This window comes from Tsuneonella sp. HG094 (assembly GCF_053819285.1).
In genome coordinates this window covers 2,214,807-2,232,346 of the sequence record NZ_JBSORA010000001.1, presented here as the reverse complement: position 1 = coordinate 2,232,346, position 17,540 = coordinate 2,214,807, and the positions used below count along the sequence as shown (strand labels likewise).

Sequence of the window (17,540 nt, the reverse complement as noted above, 5' to 3'; positions counted from 1 at the left end):
CGAGCAAGAATTTTCAAGTCGCCTGCTCGTCTGCCTCCCCTATGTCGCCATCCATGCGCGCCCTGAAAGCACAAAGCGATGATCTCGATCGACTTCGCAAGGCAGACCGTCTTAGAAGCTTGAGACCACGCGAAGGCATCGACTTTGCGTCGAACGACTATCTTGCATTGGCGCAGTCCGAGCGCCTCCGCGATGCCGTCGCGAGTGCGCTCGCACGCGGCGTGCCCATCGGTTCAGGCGGTTCGAGGCTGCTTCGCGGCAACGATGCGGAACACGAGGCCCTCGAAGCACAGGCTGCAGCCGTGTTCGGGACGGAAACCGCGTTGTTCTTCGCCAACGGCTTCGCCGCAAACCTGGCCGCGTTCGGCGCGTTGCCGCAGCGCGGTGACCTCGTCATCCACGATGCGTTGATCCACGCGAGCGCGCACGACGGAATGCGGCTCGGTCGAGCGGAAGTTGTCGCGGCAATCCACAACGATCCGCAGGCCTTTGCGGATGCTGCGGGAGCATGGCGCCGCGATGGCGGGACCGGACAGATCTGGTTCGCCGTCGAAAGTCTCTACAGCATGGATGGCGATTGCGCCCCCTTTGCCGAGTTGAGCGCGATCGCCGACCGGTTCGATGCGAACTTGCTGATCGACGAGGCGCACGCCACCGGCGTGTTTGGCGCGCGGGGGCTGGGGCTCAGCGAAAGCCTCCATGGTCGTCCGAACGTCATAACCTTGCACACCTGCGGCAAGGCGTTGGGCTGCGAGGGTGCCTTGCTATGCGGTCCTGCGCCGCTGCGTGACTTCATGATCAATCGCGCAAGGAGTTTCATCTTCTCGACCGCTCCGTCGCCCCTGATGGCGGTGGCGGTCGGCGAGGCGCTGCGCATCCTCGCCGACGAGCCGGAACGCCGCGACGGACTGTGGCAGCGAATCGCGCATGCCGAGCGCGTGCTTGCAGCGTGCGGGGTGGCGGCGACCGGTTCGCAGATCATGCCACTGGTGATCGGCGACGATGCCCGCACGATGGCCGTGGCGGGCGCATTGCAGGCGAACGGCTTCGACGTCCGCGGCATCCGTCCACCGACCGTGCCAGCGCGGACATCGCGACTGCGGATCTCGCTGACCCTCAACGCCAGCAATGACGAGATCGACGCCCTGGCGCGCACGCTCGGGGCCGTGCTGTGACGATCGTCGTCACCGGGACCGACACCGACGTCGGCAAGACCGTTTTCGCCGCGGCGCTGACCGGTGCCCTCAAGGCTCGTTACTGGAAGCCGATCCAAGCCGGACTTGACGATGGCGGTGACGCCGGGCGCGTAGCAGCGCTTTCGGGTGCCAGAGGGCAGCCGATCATCCCCGAAGCGTATCGGCTTACCACGCCTTGCTCACCGCATCGCGCTGCCGAACTCGACGGCGTGATGATCGATCCTGCTCACCTCGACTTGCCCCCCGGTCATGGGCCATTGGTCGTCGAGGGTGCAGGTGGTGCCCTGGTGCCCGTGACCCGGGACCTGTTGTTCGCCGACCTGTTCGCGCGCTGGCGCGCACCGGTGGTGATCGTCGCGCGGACCGCGCTCGGCACCATCAACCACAGCCTGCTGACGATCGAAGTGCTTCGCAATCGAGGCGTCCCGATCCTCGGGGTGGCTTTCGTAGGGGAAGCGCAGGACGACAGCGAAACGACGATCTGCGCCATCGGGAAAGTGTCCAGGCTGGGCCGATTGCCGTGGCTTGAAACGCTCGACCGAGAGAACCTGGCCAAGGCTTTCGACGAGAACTTCGACACGCGGCTTTTCGTGTGAGCGGTTCTTCGATCTGGCACCCATTTACCCAGCACGGTCTCGGCGAGCCAACGCCGCTGGTCACCCATGGCGAGGGCGCGGCGCTGTTTACCCGAGACGGGCGAAGGGTAATCGACGCCATCTCGTCATGGTGGGTCACAACCCACGGCCACCGCCATCCGCGCATCATGCGGGCCATCGCCGAGCAGGCGGGAAAGCTCGATCAGGTCATCTTCGCCGGGTGGACCCACCAACCCGCCGAGGACGTCGCGGCAGGCCTCCGCGAGATCATGCCGGCCAGTCTGACCCGGGTGTTCTTCTCCGATTCCGGTTCGACCAGTGTCGAGGTCGCGCTGAAGATGGCGCTCGGCTTCTGGCTCAATCGCGGCGAACCGCGCCATTGCATCGTGGTGATGGAGCACAGCTATCACGGCGACACGATCGGAGCGATGTCGGTCGGCGCTCGCGGCGTTTTCAACCGCGCCTACGAACCCTTGCTGTTCGATGTCGCGACTGTTGCGTTTCCCGTGGCGGGCGGGGAGCAAGCGACTCTCGACGCCTTTGAGGCAGCGTGCCGGGACAAGCCCGTCGCGTTGATCGTCGAGCCGCTCATCCTCGGTGCGGGCGGGATGCTGATTTACCCGCCATGGGTTCTTGCAGAACTCGCGGCAATTGCCGCGCGTTACGAAGTCCTGTTCATTGCCGACGAGGTGATGACCGCTTGGGGGCGAACCGGAACGCTCACGGCGTGCGAGCAGGCGAACGTGGTGCCGGACATCCTGTGCCTGTCCAAGGGCCTCACCGGCGGCTCGCTGCCCCTAGCCGTAACGATGGCCAGCGAGGCGATCTTCGAAGCGCACCTGAGCAAGGATCGCGCGAAGACGTTCTTCCATTCGTCCAGCTACACCGCCAATCCGATCGCGTGTGCCGCGGCGGCGGCCAACCTCGCGATCTGGCGCGAGGAACCGGTGCTCGAACGGATTGCAGCGCTTTCCGGGCGACAGCAGGTGCAGCTAGACAAGATCGCGCATCACCCGATGGTCAGTAAGCCAAGGCGGATCGGCACCATTTCTGCTTTCGAGGTTGGTTCAGGCGCCGGTGCGTACCTTTCGGACTTCGGCCCACGCCTGCTCCGCTTCTTCGGCGAGAACGACCTCCTGATCCGTCCCCTTGGGAATACCGTCTACGTCATGCCGCCATACTGCATCGACGACACGGACCTTGATGCGATTTACGGTGGCATTGCCGAGGCGATATCCCAACTTTGAAGTGTCGGCTTCTCGGCCGAAAGCGGAAATCGGAATTATCGCGCCACTCTTGGGAACCGAGCGGGGGGCTTCGCTTGACCCGTCAGGCTGACGGCAAGCACCATGCGAACAGGATAACGCCAACGCCTCAATGGAGCGGCGCGTGGCGGAGACGGAGTCCGCCAAAGCCGGGATTCAGTGGTAAAATATGACATCGCGTGGAATGTTATATAATATATATTGTTCAACATCTTGATACGATTTCGTGTCTTATGTCATCTCTCGACATGTCGTTCCATCCTGCGTATAAAGTGGGACCATTAATGGGACCGAATGTGGGGCCAGGAGACGTGCACATGGCAGGGCGAGCCCTCAACAAGCTGAGCGCGACGCAGGCAGCGAAGCTGAAGACGCCGGGTCGCCATTCGGACGGTGGTGGGCTGTATTTGTTTATCGATCCGCACGGCCGACGGCGCTGGATTTTCATGTATGCGCGAAACGGCAAGCGCACCGAGCTTGGACTGGGCAGTGGTCGCGATATGTCGCTTGCCAATGCGCGGATGGAGGCAGGCAAGCTGCGCGAGATATTGGCAGCGGGCGGTGATCCCAAGGCCGATCGCGCGAAGGACGAGCGTATTCCGACATTCGGCGAATGTGCCGATGCCTATGTCGAGGCGATGAAGCCGTCTTGGCGCAATGCCAAGCACGCGGCGCAATGGACGATGACTCTCACCAAATACGCCAAGCCCATGCGCGGCAAGGCGGTGAACGCAATCGGTACGCAGGATGTGCTCGACGTGCTGCAGGGCTTGTGGAAACGCACGCCCGAGACCGCCGAACGTCTGCGCGGACGGATTGAAAATGTGCTCGATGCGGCAAAGGCCAAGGGGCACCGCGCGGGCGAGAATCCGGCGCGCTGGCGCGGGCATCTCGATCAACTCCTGCCTAAGCGCCAACGGCTTTCGCGCGGACATCACACAGCATTGGCCTATGACGTCATGCCGGATTTCATGGCAGACCTGCGTGGACGCAGCGCGGTAGCTGCGCGGGCGCTGGAGTTCACCATCCTGACCGCCGCGCGCTCCGGCGAAGTGCTGGGCGCACAGTGGGATGAGATCGACCTTGAGAAGAAGGTCTGGATCATCCCGCCCGCGCGCATGAAGGCAGGGCGCGAGCATCGCGTGCCGCTGTCGCCCCGCGCGATGGAGATAGTGGAAGTAATGCGGGAGCAGGGAACGGAGGGTTTTCTGTTCCCCGGCCCCAAACCGAAGAAGCCGCTGTCGTCCATGGCGATGGCGATGCTGCTGCGCCGGATGAAGGCGGAGGTCACCGTTCACGGCTTCCGCTCGACCTTCCGCGACTGGGCATCGGAGACCACCGGCTTTCCGCACGAGGTCTGCGAATTGGCGCTGGCCCATACCATCGGCAACAAGGCCGAGGCCGCCTACCGGCGCGGCGACCTGTTTGACAAGCGCCGCAAGCTGATGGAAGCCTGGGCCAGCTATTGTGCGAAGAAGGCCAGCGACAAGGTCGTCCCCATCCCCAAGCGCGAGCAGGCGGCTTGAACCATGACCTATGGACGACGCTCGGTCTCGTTCGGGCGATAGCCCACGGGATCGGCGATCCAGCGGTTGACGGCGGATTCGTGCCAGCCCGCGCCGTGGATACTGATCGGCAACTGCCGAGGAAATGTACCCTCGGTGATCTTGCGATAGAGTGTCGAGCGGGACAGGCCCGTGCGGGCGAGAACGGTCTTCAGGCGGATGATACGATCAGGGCAATTCATGGGGACTTTCTTCCATTGGTTGGCAGTTGATGAAACCTCCCGAGAGCAAAGATTGGCGGCTTGCCGCTCCAACGCAAGAACATTTATGGTACATCGCAACATGGGATGCAGTCGGATAGATTGGGAAAAGGACGCCGTGACAAGGCAATGGAAGACATGGGACAAAGAGCCGCGACAAGAATAGCGAGGTCCCGGAAAGCGGCTCGAACCAGAGATATGCCGCCAATCGGATCATCGATGCATATGTCCGCCATGATCGTCGTGAATTTGCGTCGGAATCGGCGGTCGTTGCGCGCGAATCGCGCACATTGCCGGCTCAACTTGTTGCGCGCTATCGGGTTCTGGCTTTTCGACCCGGCTGAGGGCATCTTCACGCGATGAGCAACTCATTGCCGATCCGATTGCCCTGGTTACCCGATTTCCCCGATGTAGTGATCCACACAGATGTCCGCACACGTGATAACCATCCGGGCTACGCCGCCGCAAAGGCGGGGGATGCCGAGGCGGCCCTCATGCTGGCTTCCGATCTCCTGTCACATGAAGGAATTGCGCGTCTCCGGGACGTCATTGACCATCGGCCAACGCTGCTCCTGCCGGTCGTGGCAGACGAGTTGACGGGCTTTAACGCGATCCCGGATGCAATGGCGCAAGTGCTCGGCAACGAACTCGGCATCACTGTCGTTGCCGGTGAAATCGTCCAGACCAACAAGGTCGGCCATACCCGCGCCCCGGCGTTTCAGCGGCTGGTCACTCCGGCGACCTTCGAAGGGCGGGTGCAACCGGGTGCAAACTATGTGCTCGTTGACGACCACGTCGGCCTAGGCGGCACCCTCGCCAACCTGCGCGGCTACGTCGAGGCACGGGGCGGAGAGGTCATCGCGATCACGACCCTGACCGAGAGCCGGGATGCACGCAAAATTTCAATGCAGCCCCCAACCCGAATTGTGCTATGGGAGCGGCATGGCCAAGCACTTGACGACCTCTGGCAAAGCCAATTCGGCTACGGGATCGACTGCCTCACGGAAGTTGAAGCCCTCAACCTATGTCGTCAACACTCCGTTGCCGCCATCGAGGATTTCCTGGCTCAGGCAGCAGTCGAAGCACGTGGCCGAGGTCTCCAGACAGCGGTTGAGCCAAGCGACTGATTGAGGACGACTAAGCTTTGCATAGTCGCGGTCGAAACGCGGATGATAGCAACCGGTCCGCGCCGACTTTGGTAGGGTTTGTTGATTTCCGTTGAGAGTTGACCCGGGAGGGGCATAAATTTCCGCTGAGAAGTGACCCATGTTCTGACCTTCCCCTTGGCGGATTGGCTGGGGGGACGATGGAGTGATCGACATGGCGTTATTGAGCGTAATCCGGCGTTGGCATTTTCGTGAGGGGATGCCGATCCGGGAGATTTAGCGACGCACGGAACTGTCGCGCAACACGATCCGCAAGTACTTTCGCAGCGGTGCGGTTGAGCCCAGATTCAAGGAGCCCGACCAGCCGAGCAAGCTGGACCCGTTTGCCGAGAAGCTGGCGGGTTGGTTGCGGATCGAGGCTGGTCGCTCGCGCAAGCAGCGGCGCACGGTGAAGCAGATGCACACCGATCTCGTCGCCTTGGGCTTCGATGGTTCCTATGGCCGTGTTGCAGCCTTTGCGCGCAGCTGGAAGACCGACCGACAGCGTGATGCCCAGACCAGCGGGCGCGGTATCTTCGTGCCGCTGGTGTTCCATTCTGGCGAAGCGTTCCAGTTCGACTGGAGCGAGGACTGGGCGATCATTGCCGGCAAGCAGACCAAGCTGCAGGTGGCGCACACCAAGCTGTCGCACAACCGCGACATGCTGCGGCAGCTCTATGCGCTCCGCCGCTCGGGCAAGGTCGCGCTCACCGGCCGCCAGATGCAGATATTGGTGAAATCGAGCATGATCATGGAGGTCGGGGCGCATAACGAACGTCTCGACGCGCTCCTGCCCTTGCTCGAGACCGGCCTGCGGGCACCGGCCAACCTCGTGAAACTGCATCTCTCGGGCCATTTCTGCCATGCGCCGCGGCCCGAGCTTCTCGACATGATCGAGGATTGCGGCACGGTCATCGTCGACGAAGATCTCTTCACGGGGTTCTCCATCACGCCGGGACGGAAGCCTTCGATGAGCATATCGGCGCGGCTGACGAGCGCACGGGCCACGCCAAGGCCCGACGGGTTCTGGAGATCGGTCGCGATAGATCGTTTCGAACGGCCGAGGAGATCGTAGCGGGTCGGGAAATCGATCCCGAGCCCCGATTTTCCGGTGCGGTCGATCCGGATCACCTCGGCGCCGAGATCGGCCAGAAGCATCCCGCGGAATGGCGCGGGACCGACACCCGTGCGCATTTCCCGCCGCCACACAGGCGGCGGCGGGTGCGATGAGACCCGAGGGGCCGGGCGGCTCAGCCTGATCGAGCGGTACGGGAGAGGGCCGGTCCTAGAAAGAATAGCCGACCTTGGCACCGAAGATGCGCGGCTGGCCGGGATAGTCGCTGGCGGTCGAACCGAGCGCAAACACCGTCCGCCGATAATCGGTGTTGAAGACGTTTGTTACGAACCCGGTCACCTTGAACGCGCCGAAATCGACACTCGCGCGAAGGTCGAGCAGGCCGTAGCCATCTTCGCCGGACAGGCTCGATGCGCCGCCATATATCGGATTGGCCTCGCCGGGCTCGTGGAAGAAGTCGCTGAGCAGCGCATAGTCGGCCCGCAGCATCAGTTGCGAGTCCACGCCCAATGGCAGGCGCCATTCCGCCCCGACGTTGAGCGTATGCTTTGGCGCGCGGACGAGGCGGGTGCCCGAATAGATTTGCGCCGGCGTCGGCGTCGTCCCCGGCGCATTGGTGGTGTAGGTGTCATATTTGGCGTCGAGATAGCCATAGGCGACGCTGACGTCGAAATTGTCGCCCGGTTGCAATACCAGCTCGGCATCGATGCCCTTGACTGTCGAGGTCGCGGCATTGTCGATCAGCGATGCGGCGGCACCGCCGCCGAGGTCGACGATGCGCGACACCTGCAAATCGGTGTAGTCATAATAGAACGCCGCGAGATTGAGGCGCACCCGCCGATCCATGAATTCCGACTTGAAGCCGATTTCGTAAGTCTTGATCTGTTCGGGATCGAACAGGACATTGGCTTGCGAGGCGGCAAAGGGCACATATTGGAAGCCGCCCGATTTAAAGCCCGTCGAGTAGCTGGCATAGACATTGACGTCGGGCGAGACCTTGTAGGTCAGGACCAGACGCGGATCGAACGAGGTGTAGACCGCGCTGTTGGACACCGAGAAAGGCGCCGCGATCAGCGGGGCCGCGTCGGTCGTCGTCCCCGACTGGACCGCGCGCTTTTCATCGCGGGTGTATCGCGCGCCGACGGTGACATCGAAACTCTCGCCGAGATGCACTGTGGCCTGGCCGAAGGCCGCATAGCTGTCCGACTTGAAGTCGGCGATCGTAGCATCGGTCGCCGGGGTACCGGCCGCCGCGCGGACCGCGCTGTCGATGCCGAGCTGGAAGGTGTCGATGCGCAGCGACTTGTCGTGATAGTAGAAGCCCCCGACCACCCAATCGACCGCGCCGCCGAACGACAGCGCGCCGTCGGGGTTCGACGCCAGGCGGAACTCCTGGGTGAACTGCTTCGAACGCTCGCGGCCGAGCTGGTCGAGCACGCTCCGCGACGAGCCTTCAAGGTCGCGCGCTTCGTCGGTGGCGAGTTTGCGATAGCCGGTGATCGAGGTCAGCGAGGCGAAGCCGAGATCGAACTCGCCGCGCGCGATATAGGTTTGAGCTTCGCGGTCGAGCCTGGGGTCGACGGAGATATAGCCGCTGTTGCCGCCCGGATTGACGATGGGCGTCCGCCCCGGGGCACTGAGGAAGATCGCTGCCGGGTTGGCCGGGGTTCGCACCAGGGTGATAGCATTGACGACCGGGCCGCTGCCGCGGTTGAAGCCGGCAAACGCCGCCTCGTCGCCATCAGTCGTATATTCGGCGGTCAGTTCGATGCGCACAGCATTGCTGGGCTCGAAGGCCAGCTTGGCACGGCCGCCCGTATTGTCGATGCCCTGGAAGGTCGTGCCGGTCGTTAGATTGGTGAGATAGCCTTCGCGATAATCGCGCCACCCGGAGACGCGAAACTGGACCGTGCCGCTGCTGATCAGCGGGCCGCCGACCGCGCCAAAGACATTGTAGCCATTGTAATTGCTGACCCCTGCCTCGACCTGCCCTTCGAAACTGGACGTCGGCGACTTGGTGATGACATTGATCGCGCCGCCGATCATGTTGCGGCCGTACAGCGTGCCCTGGGGACCGCGCAACACCTCGATTCGCTCGACATCGCGCAACGACGCAAAGGACCCGCTGGCGCGCCCGAGATAGACGTCGTCGACGAACACCCCGACCGAGCTTTCCGAACCGGGATCGAACGAGGGTGCTGTCAGTCTAATGCGAACTGGTCTCCACGCCGCTCAGTTCCCCCTTCCCTACCAACAGCCTAGGCGAACAGGTTTTGCCACTCGGCCAAGGCGGCCGAGCGTCGCTTCTTGTAGGTCTGCGACGATGAAATAGCCGTTCGGCACTTCGCTATCGGCGTCGATCGCAGTCTGAAGGGCGGTCCAGTCATATGTGTAACCCCCGACCGTGACGGTCAGGCTCGCCGCCGCGGCCGGCGCAGAGACCTTTGCGACGCCCCCGGACGCCACCGGCGCCGCTGGCGGCAACTGTACCATCGGACGACTGCCTTCGCCGGCGCTCCCGCCAAAGCCAGCCTGCGCCGCGAAAGGGGCCGCGCCGAGCACCGCCGTTCCGGCGGCAACGCCCATCCATTTCAATTGTCCTGCCATCTCTTCTCTCCCAGCTTCGTTGCACATCGTTGAAACGAAAGGGCCGCGCGGCCGGTCGGTCAGGGTGTGGCGCCGGCATTCCCGAAATGAACCTTGAGCAGATGATCCAGCTGCGCCTTGCGAAATCCCGGCGCGACGGCGGAGCGCGGCGAGAGCCACGCGAGCCGGTCGTCATCCTCGGAATATCGCGGCCAGTCGGGTACGAGCGAACAACGCGGCGCGCCGCCTTTCGCAAAAGCGACCCAGCAAGCCGACATCGCCTCGCCGAAACGGCGATCTTCATCATCGACCGGTCCCGCAAGCGAGGCGAAATAGTCGAGCGTGCCAAAGAGATAAGGGATTTCGGAGCCGTGCGCGGCGCCCTTAGCCTGGTCGCGGCGCGCGGCGGCGACATAGTCGAAATGATAGAGATAGGAGGGGGACCCGCCTGCTGTTCGGGCCGCGAGCCAGCGCGCCGGCGCGACGAACCACGCATCGCCAAGGATCTGCCGGGCCAGTTCGTCGTCGGCGAGCGCCGAGCCGTAAGCCGCGCGGCCCGCGGACGGATCGAAACCAAGATAGGTCAGCGCCATTGCAGGTGGCACGCCCATCGCGAGGATCACGCTCGCCTCGTTGCTGTTCGCGCCGATGAGCAGTGGCACGTCGATTATTTCTTTTCGCGCGAAGGTGCGCCAGGGCGCCTCGCGAACAAACATTCCATCGAGGATCGGACCGGGCATCGCCCCCGGAACGCGCTCCTCGCCCGCCGCGACAAGGGCGGCAGCGGGGAGCGCGCGCAAATCTGCCAGCGTCGCGTCCGCCTCCGCACCGGCGCGGCCGGCCAGAGCAAGGCCCGACCGCTCCTGCTGAGCGAGCGGGGCCGGATCGAGAAGGCCGACTCCGGACTGGACGATCGCGCGCGCGAAGAGCCCCTTGGCCTCGGGCTGCGCGAGGATCGTCGTGACGCCGATCGCGCCGGCGGATTCGCCGAACAGCGTGACCTCAGCCGGATCGCCGCCGAAAGCCGCGATGTTCTTTTGCACCCAGCGCAGCGCGGCGAGCTGGTCCATCAGGCCATAGTTGGCAAGCGCTTCGCCGCGAGGTTTCCCAGCGTTAAGCGCTGGATGCGCGAAATAGCCGAGCGCACCGAGACGGTAGTTGATCGTCACGAGTATGACGCCTTGCCGCGCGAATGCCGAGCCGTCGAAAGCGGGAAAGGTGCCCGATCCCACGACATGTGCACCGCCATGAATCCACAGCATGACGGGAAGTTTCTTCGCACCTGCCGGTCGCCAGATGTTCAGCTGGAGGCAATCCTCGGACTGGTTGTCGGCGACGCCGCCGGCGACAAGGGCAGGACGCACCGTCTGCGGGCAGGCCGGCCCGAGTTTCGACGCGTCGCGCACTCCCTTCCAGCGCGCTGGGGCATGCGGAGCGCGCCAGCGCAGCGCGCCTACCGGTGCGGCGGCGAACGGGATATTGAAGAAGCGCTCGATCCCTGCCTCGCTGGCACCGGCGAGCTTTCCGGCAGCCAGCTTCACCTGAGGGGCGGCCGCCGTCTGGCCGGCCGCAGGCAAGGCCGCTATCGCCGCCCAGACCATTGCTATCGCAGATAGGTGCCGCATATCGGCCTCCTTCGCTTTCCGGCGGCGCATGGTCCGCCGGGAACGAGCTAGAACGAGATACGCCCCTCGACCCCGATGACGCGCGGCTGGCTGTAGCGATTGATCGTCGGCGCCTGAGCAACATAATAGATCCTGTCGAACAGATTGTTCGCAAAGGCGCTGATGCTGACTTTTCCAAACTCGACCCCGACGCGCAGGTTGACGAGGACATAATCGTCGAGATCGACCGAGGTCGCGGTCAATTCCTGCTTTCCACCCCATTGGCCGCTGACGAGAATGTTGCTGGTGAGCGACACATCATTTGCTATCGGATAGCGGAGGTTGAGGTTGGCCGACGCCAGCCAGTCGGGCACTTGCGCAAGATCGAGACCATCATAGCGCCCGCTCTTGACCTCGCCGCCCTGACGCGAGCCGCTGAGCGCGAGACGCCCATTGCCTTGGCCGATATCAAAGCCCTGGCTATATTCGGCCTCGATGCCCCAGCTCTTCGCATCGCCCGCGTTGGTGAGGTAGGCAACCGCGGCGACCGGACACGCCGCATTGGTGAGCGCGCAGCCATCGTCGACCTGCGCGATCAGGTCCGACAGATCGGTGTAATAGCCCGCGATCGCAAAATAACCGCGGCGCACCGGGCTGCCCTTTACGCCGGCTTCATAGCTGGTGCTGTTTTCGTTGCCGAACAGCACCTGCACCGGGCTCGGCGCACGGGGATCGGAAAGGCGCGTATTGAAGCCACCGGCGCGATAGCTGCTGCCGACCTTGGCATAAACGAGAATGTCGCGCGCAAGCTTGTATGAGAGCGTCGTGTTATAGGAAAGATTGTCGGCATCGATGCTGTCGTCAATGACCCGCGCCGCGCCGCCGGTCGGCAGACCCGTGCCGAGATCGTAAAGCCGCGCCGTGATGCTGCGGCTGTCGCGCGTATAACGCAGTTCGCCCGTGACATTGAGGCTGTCGGTCAGATCGAACCCAAGCGACCCGTAGGCGGCATAGCTTTCGAAATGGAGCCGCGCAGGCGCGATGTTGCCCGGCGATGGATTGGCTAGCGTCGGCCTGCGAGTCGTCGCCACCGAAAAATCGCTGTCGAGCAGGAGCATTTCGGCTCCGACCAGCCAGGTCAAGCGGTCGCTCGAACCGCTGACATGGATGTCCTGCGAGAAATTGTCGGTCGTATCAATGACATAGGAAGCGGTGCTCGGGTCGAGCGGGGTCAACGCCCCGACCTCGCCAGCGGCGCGGGCGCGGGCCAGTTCGGCCGGGCTGATCGCGTCATTGTCGAGATCATATTCCGAATGCCGCTTGCGGAACGACGTCGTCGAAGTGAGATCAGCGCCGCCGAGATCGACGCGGACGATCGCCTGCAGCCCGTCGACGTCCTGCGATGCGCGCGGGGCGGTGCTCCACGGATAACGGAAACGATCCTGGATATAACCGCCTGGAAAGCCCGGCGTGCCGGCGGGTATGAAAATCTGGTAGTGGATCGTCGGCGTCGTAAGACGCTGCGTTTCCGCCATGATGACGGCATCGACCGGACCGCGCTTGATGCGGATCTGCCCGCGAATGCCATGCCCCTTCTGCCGGTCGAAATAGACGTCGTTGTCGGGATTGTAGAAGAAACCCTTGTCCTGCTCGACAAGGTCGCCGCTGAGACGCATCGCGATGCCGTCTCCGAGCGACACGTTGACCGCGCCCTGCGTCTGGAAGCTGTTGTTCTCGAAGCCGTAGCGCGCGCTCACCCAACCACCGAAATTCAAGTCCGGTTCGGCCGAGATGATATTGATCGCGCCGCCGACCGCGTTGCGACCGTAAAGAGCCCCTTGCGTGCCGCGCAGCACCTCGACCCGACCGATGTCGAGCAAGTCGAGGCGGGTGAAGTTGCGCCCGCCGACCGGGCCGCCCGCGATATAGGCGCCGTTGCGATAGAGCCCGACGCTGGGATCACCGTTTGTCGCGCGCGCGGTCGAGGAAGCACGGATCGAGATTTCCGAGGTGACCGACGAATTGAGATTGTTGAAGCGGACGCTCGGCTGGTCGGCAAGCAACTCGCCGCTGCCCGTCGCCCCGCCGCGATCGGTCAAGGCCGTGATATCGATGACCGACGCCGCGGTCGGAACATCGGCGAGGCGCTCCTCGCGGCGACGCGCCGTGACGACGATCGCTCCATCGTCGCCCGCTTCCACCGTATCGGCCGGGAGCGCCTCGGGAGCCGCCTCCTGCGCCGATGCGGGCGTGGCCGCGGCAACCACCCATATTGCAGCCGTGCAGAAAAGAAGGTGCGCCTGACGTCCCATAAAATCTCCCATCGCTCTTTTGGTATTTATTATCGATAATTTTGTGCAGCAGGACGCGCGAGTCAAGCCGGAAAGATCGATGGGAAAGCTGGGATCAGTGCTGAGACGGCGCGAGAGCAGCCAAAAGATCGCGAACCGCTTGCGCCGTAGCGGCAAGTAGCGGCGGCTCGATCACAGATAAATTATCGGTAGGCGCGTGATGATGCCGGTGGGCGCCAAATATACCGGCGTGGCGGAGATATCCCGCTCGCACGACCTCCGAGAGCTCGCCCGCGGTCCCTTCGGAGGATCGGTACGCCATTTCCAGACCTGGCAGCCCCCTGAAAATCTCGCGCGCGCGTTCCACGAACTCCGGCGAGGTCATCAGAAAACGATAGGGATCGGCGCTCGGCAGCGGCAGCAGGCGCCCTGGCATCTCCTGATAATCACGGGTCGCGACGTTGGCGCCGAGATGCAGCCAGAAATCGGTCTCGGCCGGCGGCGGACCGACCTTCTCGATGATATGGCTGGCACCCAGATTCTCATATTCATGCCCGCTGTTGCAGACGAAGAGCAGGCTATGCTCGCTAAAAATGCGCGGCATCCAGTCGGCAAGCGCCAGCCAGATCGCGATTCCCGGACCGCGCTCGCCTGCGCAATCGGTCCAGCCCGAACGCGGTGTCGAGACAGCGAGCCACGGGCGGCCCGCGCGAACACGCCGCCCCACGACATTGTCGGCAGGACGCACCCCGCCGCGCCCCATAAGAACCAATCTGGCTGACCGGCCATGCCGCGCGGCCTCGACGACCGGCGCCGATCGTTTCGGCGCAAGCAAAGCCAGCGGCTTGTCGGAAAGCGGCGCATCGGCCGGAGTATTGAGGAGAAGCGCTTCGCCGCTTGGCCCCGTTGTAACGAGGATGACGGCCGCCGCGCCGCGCGTGAACGCGTCGGCAAGCGGCTCGCGCACCGCCCGGTCGATAAGACTCGACCAGCGGCGATGGGATAGCCGGACCACGGCGATCGCGCCGTCGAGGCGCGCAGACGTCTCGGCGAGCCGCAGCGGCGCGTCGATCCCGTCATCGGCGGTCTCAATCCCAAGCGGCTGCGCCAGGAGCGGAATCCGCAGATCGTCGATCACCAGTTCGCAGCGTTCGGTTTCGAACCACGGCACGTTGAACGATTGCCGCTCGACAGAAAACCCGGCCGCATCGAGGCGCCTCGCAACCCAATCGGCGGTCCATCGATCGCCTGCTCCGCCCGATTGCTTGTTGCCCGCCTCGGCATAGGCTTTGACGTCCGCGAACAATCTCTCGGGCCCGAACATCATTTCATCCCCGGAAGCGGCGGCGGACGGCGCCGCTTGAAATGTCAACGGCGCGACGAACCCTGCCTTGAGGAGCGTGCGCCGATCGGTCGCGGACCGCCTCACGTCGCCTTCGCCCGGCGACGTCCGGGTTTGGGCTTGGCATGACGCGCCTTATATTCCTCGAGCGCCTGCCCGAAACTGCTCTGCGTGACGCCAATCAGTTCGCGCGCTGCGGCATCCGCCGCATCGCCGTCACGCGCCACGATGTGACGGCAAAGCTCGTCGTAAAGGATTGCAGACTGCCTCCCCGCTTCGTTCCCATGCGTCTCGATATAGCTGTTGGTATAGACATTGTGCTGCCAGCGCGCGAGCAGCGCGACGCGGTCGAGCAGCTCAAGCGCAAGCGGCGCATTGGTGCGCTTCGCGATGAAGCGGCCGATCCGGTTAGACACCTTGATATGCTCGAACGTATTCTCCGTACGCTGGGTGACATCCTTATATTCGACAAGCCGGTGCATCAGCTCGCGCCCGTCGCGATCCGACATTTCGGCCGCCGCAAGGCGGCAGACGACACCAAAAAGGGACTTCCAGAGCTCATAGACCTCGTTCGCGGCATGCTCGTCGACGTCGATCACATAGGTGCCGCGCCACGGCACGACCTTGACCAGCCCGATCCGCGCAAGATGCCGGAACGCCTCGCGTACCGGCGCATGACTGACGTCGAAGCGCGCGGCGATTTCGCGTTCACGCAACCATGCCCCCGGCGGGATCCGCCATTCGACGATATCGTCGGTTAGCAACCGCGCGATCACGCGGTCATGCGTCGGCGCCTGTTCGTCTTCGGTCTTGGTCGTGGCCATTTCTCTCCAGTCGGCTTCTCGCTCCCGGTGCCATCCTAATCGGGTGACACCCACGCGCAAATGAGGATTGCAGTTCAAATTATTATCGATAATATTTGCAAAGACAAGCATTTGAAAATGGGAGCCGGACTTGAAGCGCATCACCCCCCTTCTCCTTCTCGCCGCCTGCACGGCTACACCGCCCGCCCAGGCCGAGCCCGCCCCCCTTCCCGGCTGCGCCGCAGCGCTCGCATATTCCAAGGCGCATGGCGGCCTCGCGCTGCTCGTGCTCGAGGATGGCGCGGTGCGCTGCCGCACGCCCGACATCTCGACGCCGCAGGAACTCTGGTCGGGAACGAAGAGCCTCGTGGGGCTTATGGCAGCCGCGGCGGTCCAGGATGGACTCCTTGTCCTAGACGAGAAGGCTTCCGACACGCTTGCCGAATGGCGGAGCGACCCCGGAAAATCAACAATCACGCTGCGCCAGCTACTCAGCATGACCAGCGGCCAGCCGTCGGCGATCGGCCGACCGCAGGGCTATGCGGATTCGCTGAAAGTGCCACTGTCCGCGGCGCCCGGCACCCGCTTCCAATATGGGCCGACGCCGCTCCAGATTTTCGGCGAGGTCATGCGGCGTAAGCTCAAGGCGACCGGCCAGAATCCCGATCCGCAGGAGTATCTCGACCGGCGGCTGCTCGTACCGCTCGGCGTGCGGACCGGCGAATGGCGCAAGGGAGCCGACGGCAAACCGCTGATGCCGCAGGGCCTCGTCCTTGCCGCGAGCGAATGGGCCAAGATCGGCGAGTTCGTACGCGCGGGGGGCAAGCAGGACGGCAAGCCGCTTGTCGATCCGGTCGCTTTCGCGGACCTTTTCGAGGGCAGCAGCGTCAATCCCGCTTACGGCCTCACCTGGTGGCTGCCGCGCCCCAGCCTCTCGAACGATCCTGTCACCCGCGCGACCGACATCACCGAGCATTCCACCGAACTCCCCGCCGACATGGTCGTGGCTGCGGGCGCCGGCGACCAGCGCCTCTATGTCATTCCCTCGCGCCGCCTAACGATCGTCCGGCAGGCGAAGCTCGACATCATGGCGCTCGCTGCGGGCAAGAAAAGCGGCTGGTCCGACACCCGCTTCCTAGAGCTTCTCCTCGCCGATTAGTCCTGCCATCCGGTGGCGAGTCGAACGGAATAGATTTGTCCCGCTGTCTAATTTTGACCCTACGCTGCGCAGGCTTCGCGGCACCCCTAATGGAAACTGCGACGGGACGCCCTTATGGTCGCTGAGGCAGGAAAACCGCAGCGAGAATTGACCTCCGTCCTGAGTTGAGATGTTGTGCAGTTGGGGATTTGCAGACGAGAAATGAACGAGGTCGATGATCAACTGTCGCAGCGGCTCGATCGCGCTGAATCCTGCGCCCTTTTCACGTTTTACGTTGTTAAAGGCTTCTAATCGGCGAAACATATGCTCCATTGTCATCGACCAGAGATTCTCCTTCGATTACACATCGTAGACGAGTGGCTGGATTGTGGTGCGAGCATAGACCGCGATCGATCGCATCCGCGCCCCCTTGTAACCATCCCTGGTAAAGCGCAGGTCAAACCGCGCGCGGCGCCATGCCAATTGGCAACTAACCGCGGAACCTGAAATTCGAAGCGAAATATTCGATCGACTCCGAGGCCTGCGTTCCGTGCCGAAAGCGTCTCTCCTCTTCAAAGTCGATCGAGGGAACCAGATGGATGAACTGATCATTCGCATAAAGCGAGATCAACGCCTCGGGGTCGAGCCCACCGGACCGCTGGCCCGCCATCGTGTTCGCCGCCTGGATTGCGGCACCGATCAGCACATCGGCCAGTTGCACCGCAGGACTCGCT

At 63.5% G+C, this 17,540-nt stretch carries 15 protein-coding genes and 2 pseudogenes; 7 read left to right on the top strand and 10 right to left on the bottom strand.

Annotation, left to right across the window (positions count from 1 at the left end; all coding sequences use genetic code 11):
* Positions 1 to 53 precede the first annotated feature (53 nt).
* The 4 genes from ACWPMX_RS11165 to ACWPMX_RS11150 all read left to right on the top strand — a co-directional run bounded on the left by ACWPMX_RS11165 (position 54) and on the right by ACWPMX_RS11150 (position 4,583).
* On the top strand, positions 54 to 1,175 hold the full coding sequence (locus ACWPMX_RS11165; protein WP_455700074.1) for an 8-amino-7-oxononanoate synthase: 1,122 nt from the start codon (positions 54 to 56) through the stop codon (positions 1,173 to 1,175).
* On the top strand, positions 1,172 to 1,792 hold the full coding sequence (bioD, locus tag ACWPMX_RS11160; RefSeq protein ID WP_455700073.1) for a dethiobiotin synthase: 621 nt from the start codon (positions 1,172 to 1,174) through the stop codon (positions 1,790 to 1,792). Before ACWPMX_RS11165 ends, bioD begins: the two co-directional genes overlap by 4 nt.
* Positions 1,789 to 3,039: an adenosylmethionine--8-amino-7-oxononanoate transaminase gene (locus tag ACWPMX_RS11155; protein WP_455700072.1), complete on the top strand. Its 1,251-nt coding sequence runs from the start codon at positions 1,789 to 1,791 to the stop codon at positions 3,037 to 3,039. The genes bioD and ACWPMX_RS11155 overlap by 4 nt, the downstream gene beginning before the upstream one ends.
* A 251-nt stretch (positions 3,040 to 3,290) precedes the next feature.
* Entirely contained in the window at positions 3,291 to 4,583 is a 1,293-nt protein-coding gene (locus ACWPMX_RS11150; RefSeq protein ID WP_455700071.1) for a tyrosine-type recombinase/integrase, read from the top strand.
* An 8-nt stretch (positions 4,584 to 4,591) separates the two neighbouring features.
* Here the strand turns inward: ACWPMX_RS11150 and ACWPMX_RS11145 are convergent, their stop codons facing one another.
* Entirely contained in the window at positions 4,592 to 4,804 is a 213-nt protein-coding gene (locus ACWPMX_RS11145) for a helix-turn-helix transcriptional regulator (RefSeq protein WP_455700070.1), read from the bottom strand.
* Positions 4,805 to 5,181: 377 nt separating this feature from the next.
* Between ACWPMX_RS11145 and ACWPMX_RS11140 the strand changes: the two genes are divergently transcribed.
* Both ACWPMX_RS11140 and ACWPMX_RS11135 read left to right on the top strand, forming a co-directional pair.
* Entirely contained in the window at positions 5,182 to 5,949 is a 768-nt protein-coding gene (locus tag ACWPMX_RS11140) for a hypothetical protein (RefSeq protein ID WP_455700069.1), read from the top strand.
* A gap of 193 nt (positions 5,950 to 6,142) precedes the next feature.
* A pseudogene (locus tag ACWPMX_RS11135) lies at positions 6,143 to 7,042 on the top strand (2-hydroxyacyl-CoA dehydratase).
* Here the strand turns inward: ACWPMX_RS11135 and ACWPMX_RS11130 are convergent.
* From ACWPMX_RS11130 to ACWPMX_RS11100, 7 genes and pseudogenes are all read right to left on the bottom strand, one after another.
* A pseudogene (locus ACWPMX_RS11130) lies at positions 6,967 to 7,125 on the bottom strand (CoA transferase); the annotation flags it as partial. The pseudogenes ACWPMX_RS11135 and ACWPMX_RS11130 overlap by 76 nt on opposite strands.
* A gap of 127 nt (positions 7,126 to 7,252) precedes the next feature.
* Positions 7,253 to 9,247: a TonB-dependent receptor gene (locus ACWPMX_RS11125; protein WP_455700773.1), complete on the bottom strand. Its 1,995-nt coding sequence runs from the start codon at positions 9,245 to 9,247 to the stop codon at positions 7,253 to 7,255.
* A gap of 42 nt (positions 9,248 to 9,289) precedes the next feature.
* Complete coding sequence (locus ACWPMX_RS11120) at positions 9,290 to 9,649, bottom strand: hypothetical protein (RefSeq protein ID WP_455700068.1); 360 nt, start codon at positions 9,647 to 9,649, stop codon at positions 9,290 to 9,292.
* Between the two features lie 59 nt (positions 9,650 to 9,708).
* Positions 9,709 to 11,253, bottom strand: a complete 1,545-nt coding sequence (locus tag ACWPMX_RS11115; protein WP_455700067.1) for a carboxylesterase/lipase family protein — start codon at positions 11,251 to 11,253, stop codon at positions 9,709 to 9,711.
* A gap of 47 nt (positions 11,254 to 11,300) precedes the next feature.
* A complete protein-coding gene (locus tag ACWPMX_RS11110; RefSeq protein WP_455700066.1) occupies positions 11,301 to 13,544 on the bottom strand; it encodes a TonB-dependent receptor in 2,244 nt (747 codons plus the stop codon).
* Positions 13,545 to 13,638: 94 nt separating this feature from the next.
* Positions 13,639 to 14,661 carry a hypothetical protein gene (locus ACWPMX_RS11105; protein ID WP_455700065.1) on the bottom strand — a complete coding sequence of 341 codons (1,023 nt, stop codon included), beginning with the start codon at positions 14,659 to 14,661 and terminating at the stop codon, positions 13,639 to 13,641.
* A gap of 287 nt (positions 14,662 to 14,948) precedes the next feature.
* Positions 14,949 to 15,830, bottom strand: coding sequence for a GntR family transcriptional regulator (locus tag ACWPMX_RS11100; protein ID WP_455700064.1), 882 nt, complete (start codon positions 15,828 to 15,830; stop codon positions 14,949 to 14,951).
* Between ACWPMX_RS11100 and ACWPMX_RS11095 the strand changes: the two genes are divergently transcribed.
* Entirely contained in the window at positions 15,820 to 16,827 is a 1,008-nt protein-coding gene (locus tag ACWPMX_RS11095; protein WP_455700063.1) for a serine hydrolase domain-containing protein, read from the top strand. The genes ACWPMX_RS11100 and ACWPMX_RS11095 overlap by 11 nt on opposite strands.
* On the opposite strand, the gene ACWPMX_RS11090 is transcribed toward ACWPMX_RS11095, so the two are convergent.
* Positions 16,804 to 17,145: a hypothetical protein gene (locus ACWPMX_RS11090; protein ID WP_455700062.1), complete on the bottom strand. Its 342-nt coding sequence runs from the start codon at positions 17,143 to 17,145 to the stop codon at positions 16,804 to 16,806. The two genes, ACWPMX_RS11095 and ACWPMX_RS11090, sit on opposite strands and share 24 nt — an antisense overlap.
* 151 nt (positions 17,146 to 17,296) lie before the next feature.
* The gene (locus ACWPMX_RS11085; protein ID WP_455700061.1) at positions 17,297 to 17,527 is read right to left on the bottom strand and encodes a hypothetical protein; all 231 of its coding nucleotides are present in this window, start codon (positions 17,525 to 17,527) and stop codon (positions 17,297 to 17,299) included.
* Between the last annotated feature and the right edge of the window lie 13 nt (positions 17,528 to 17,540).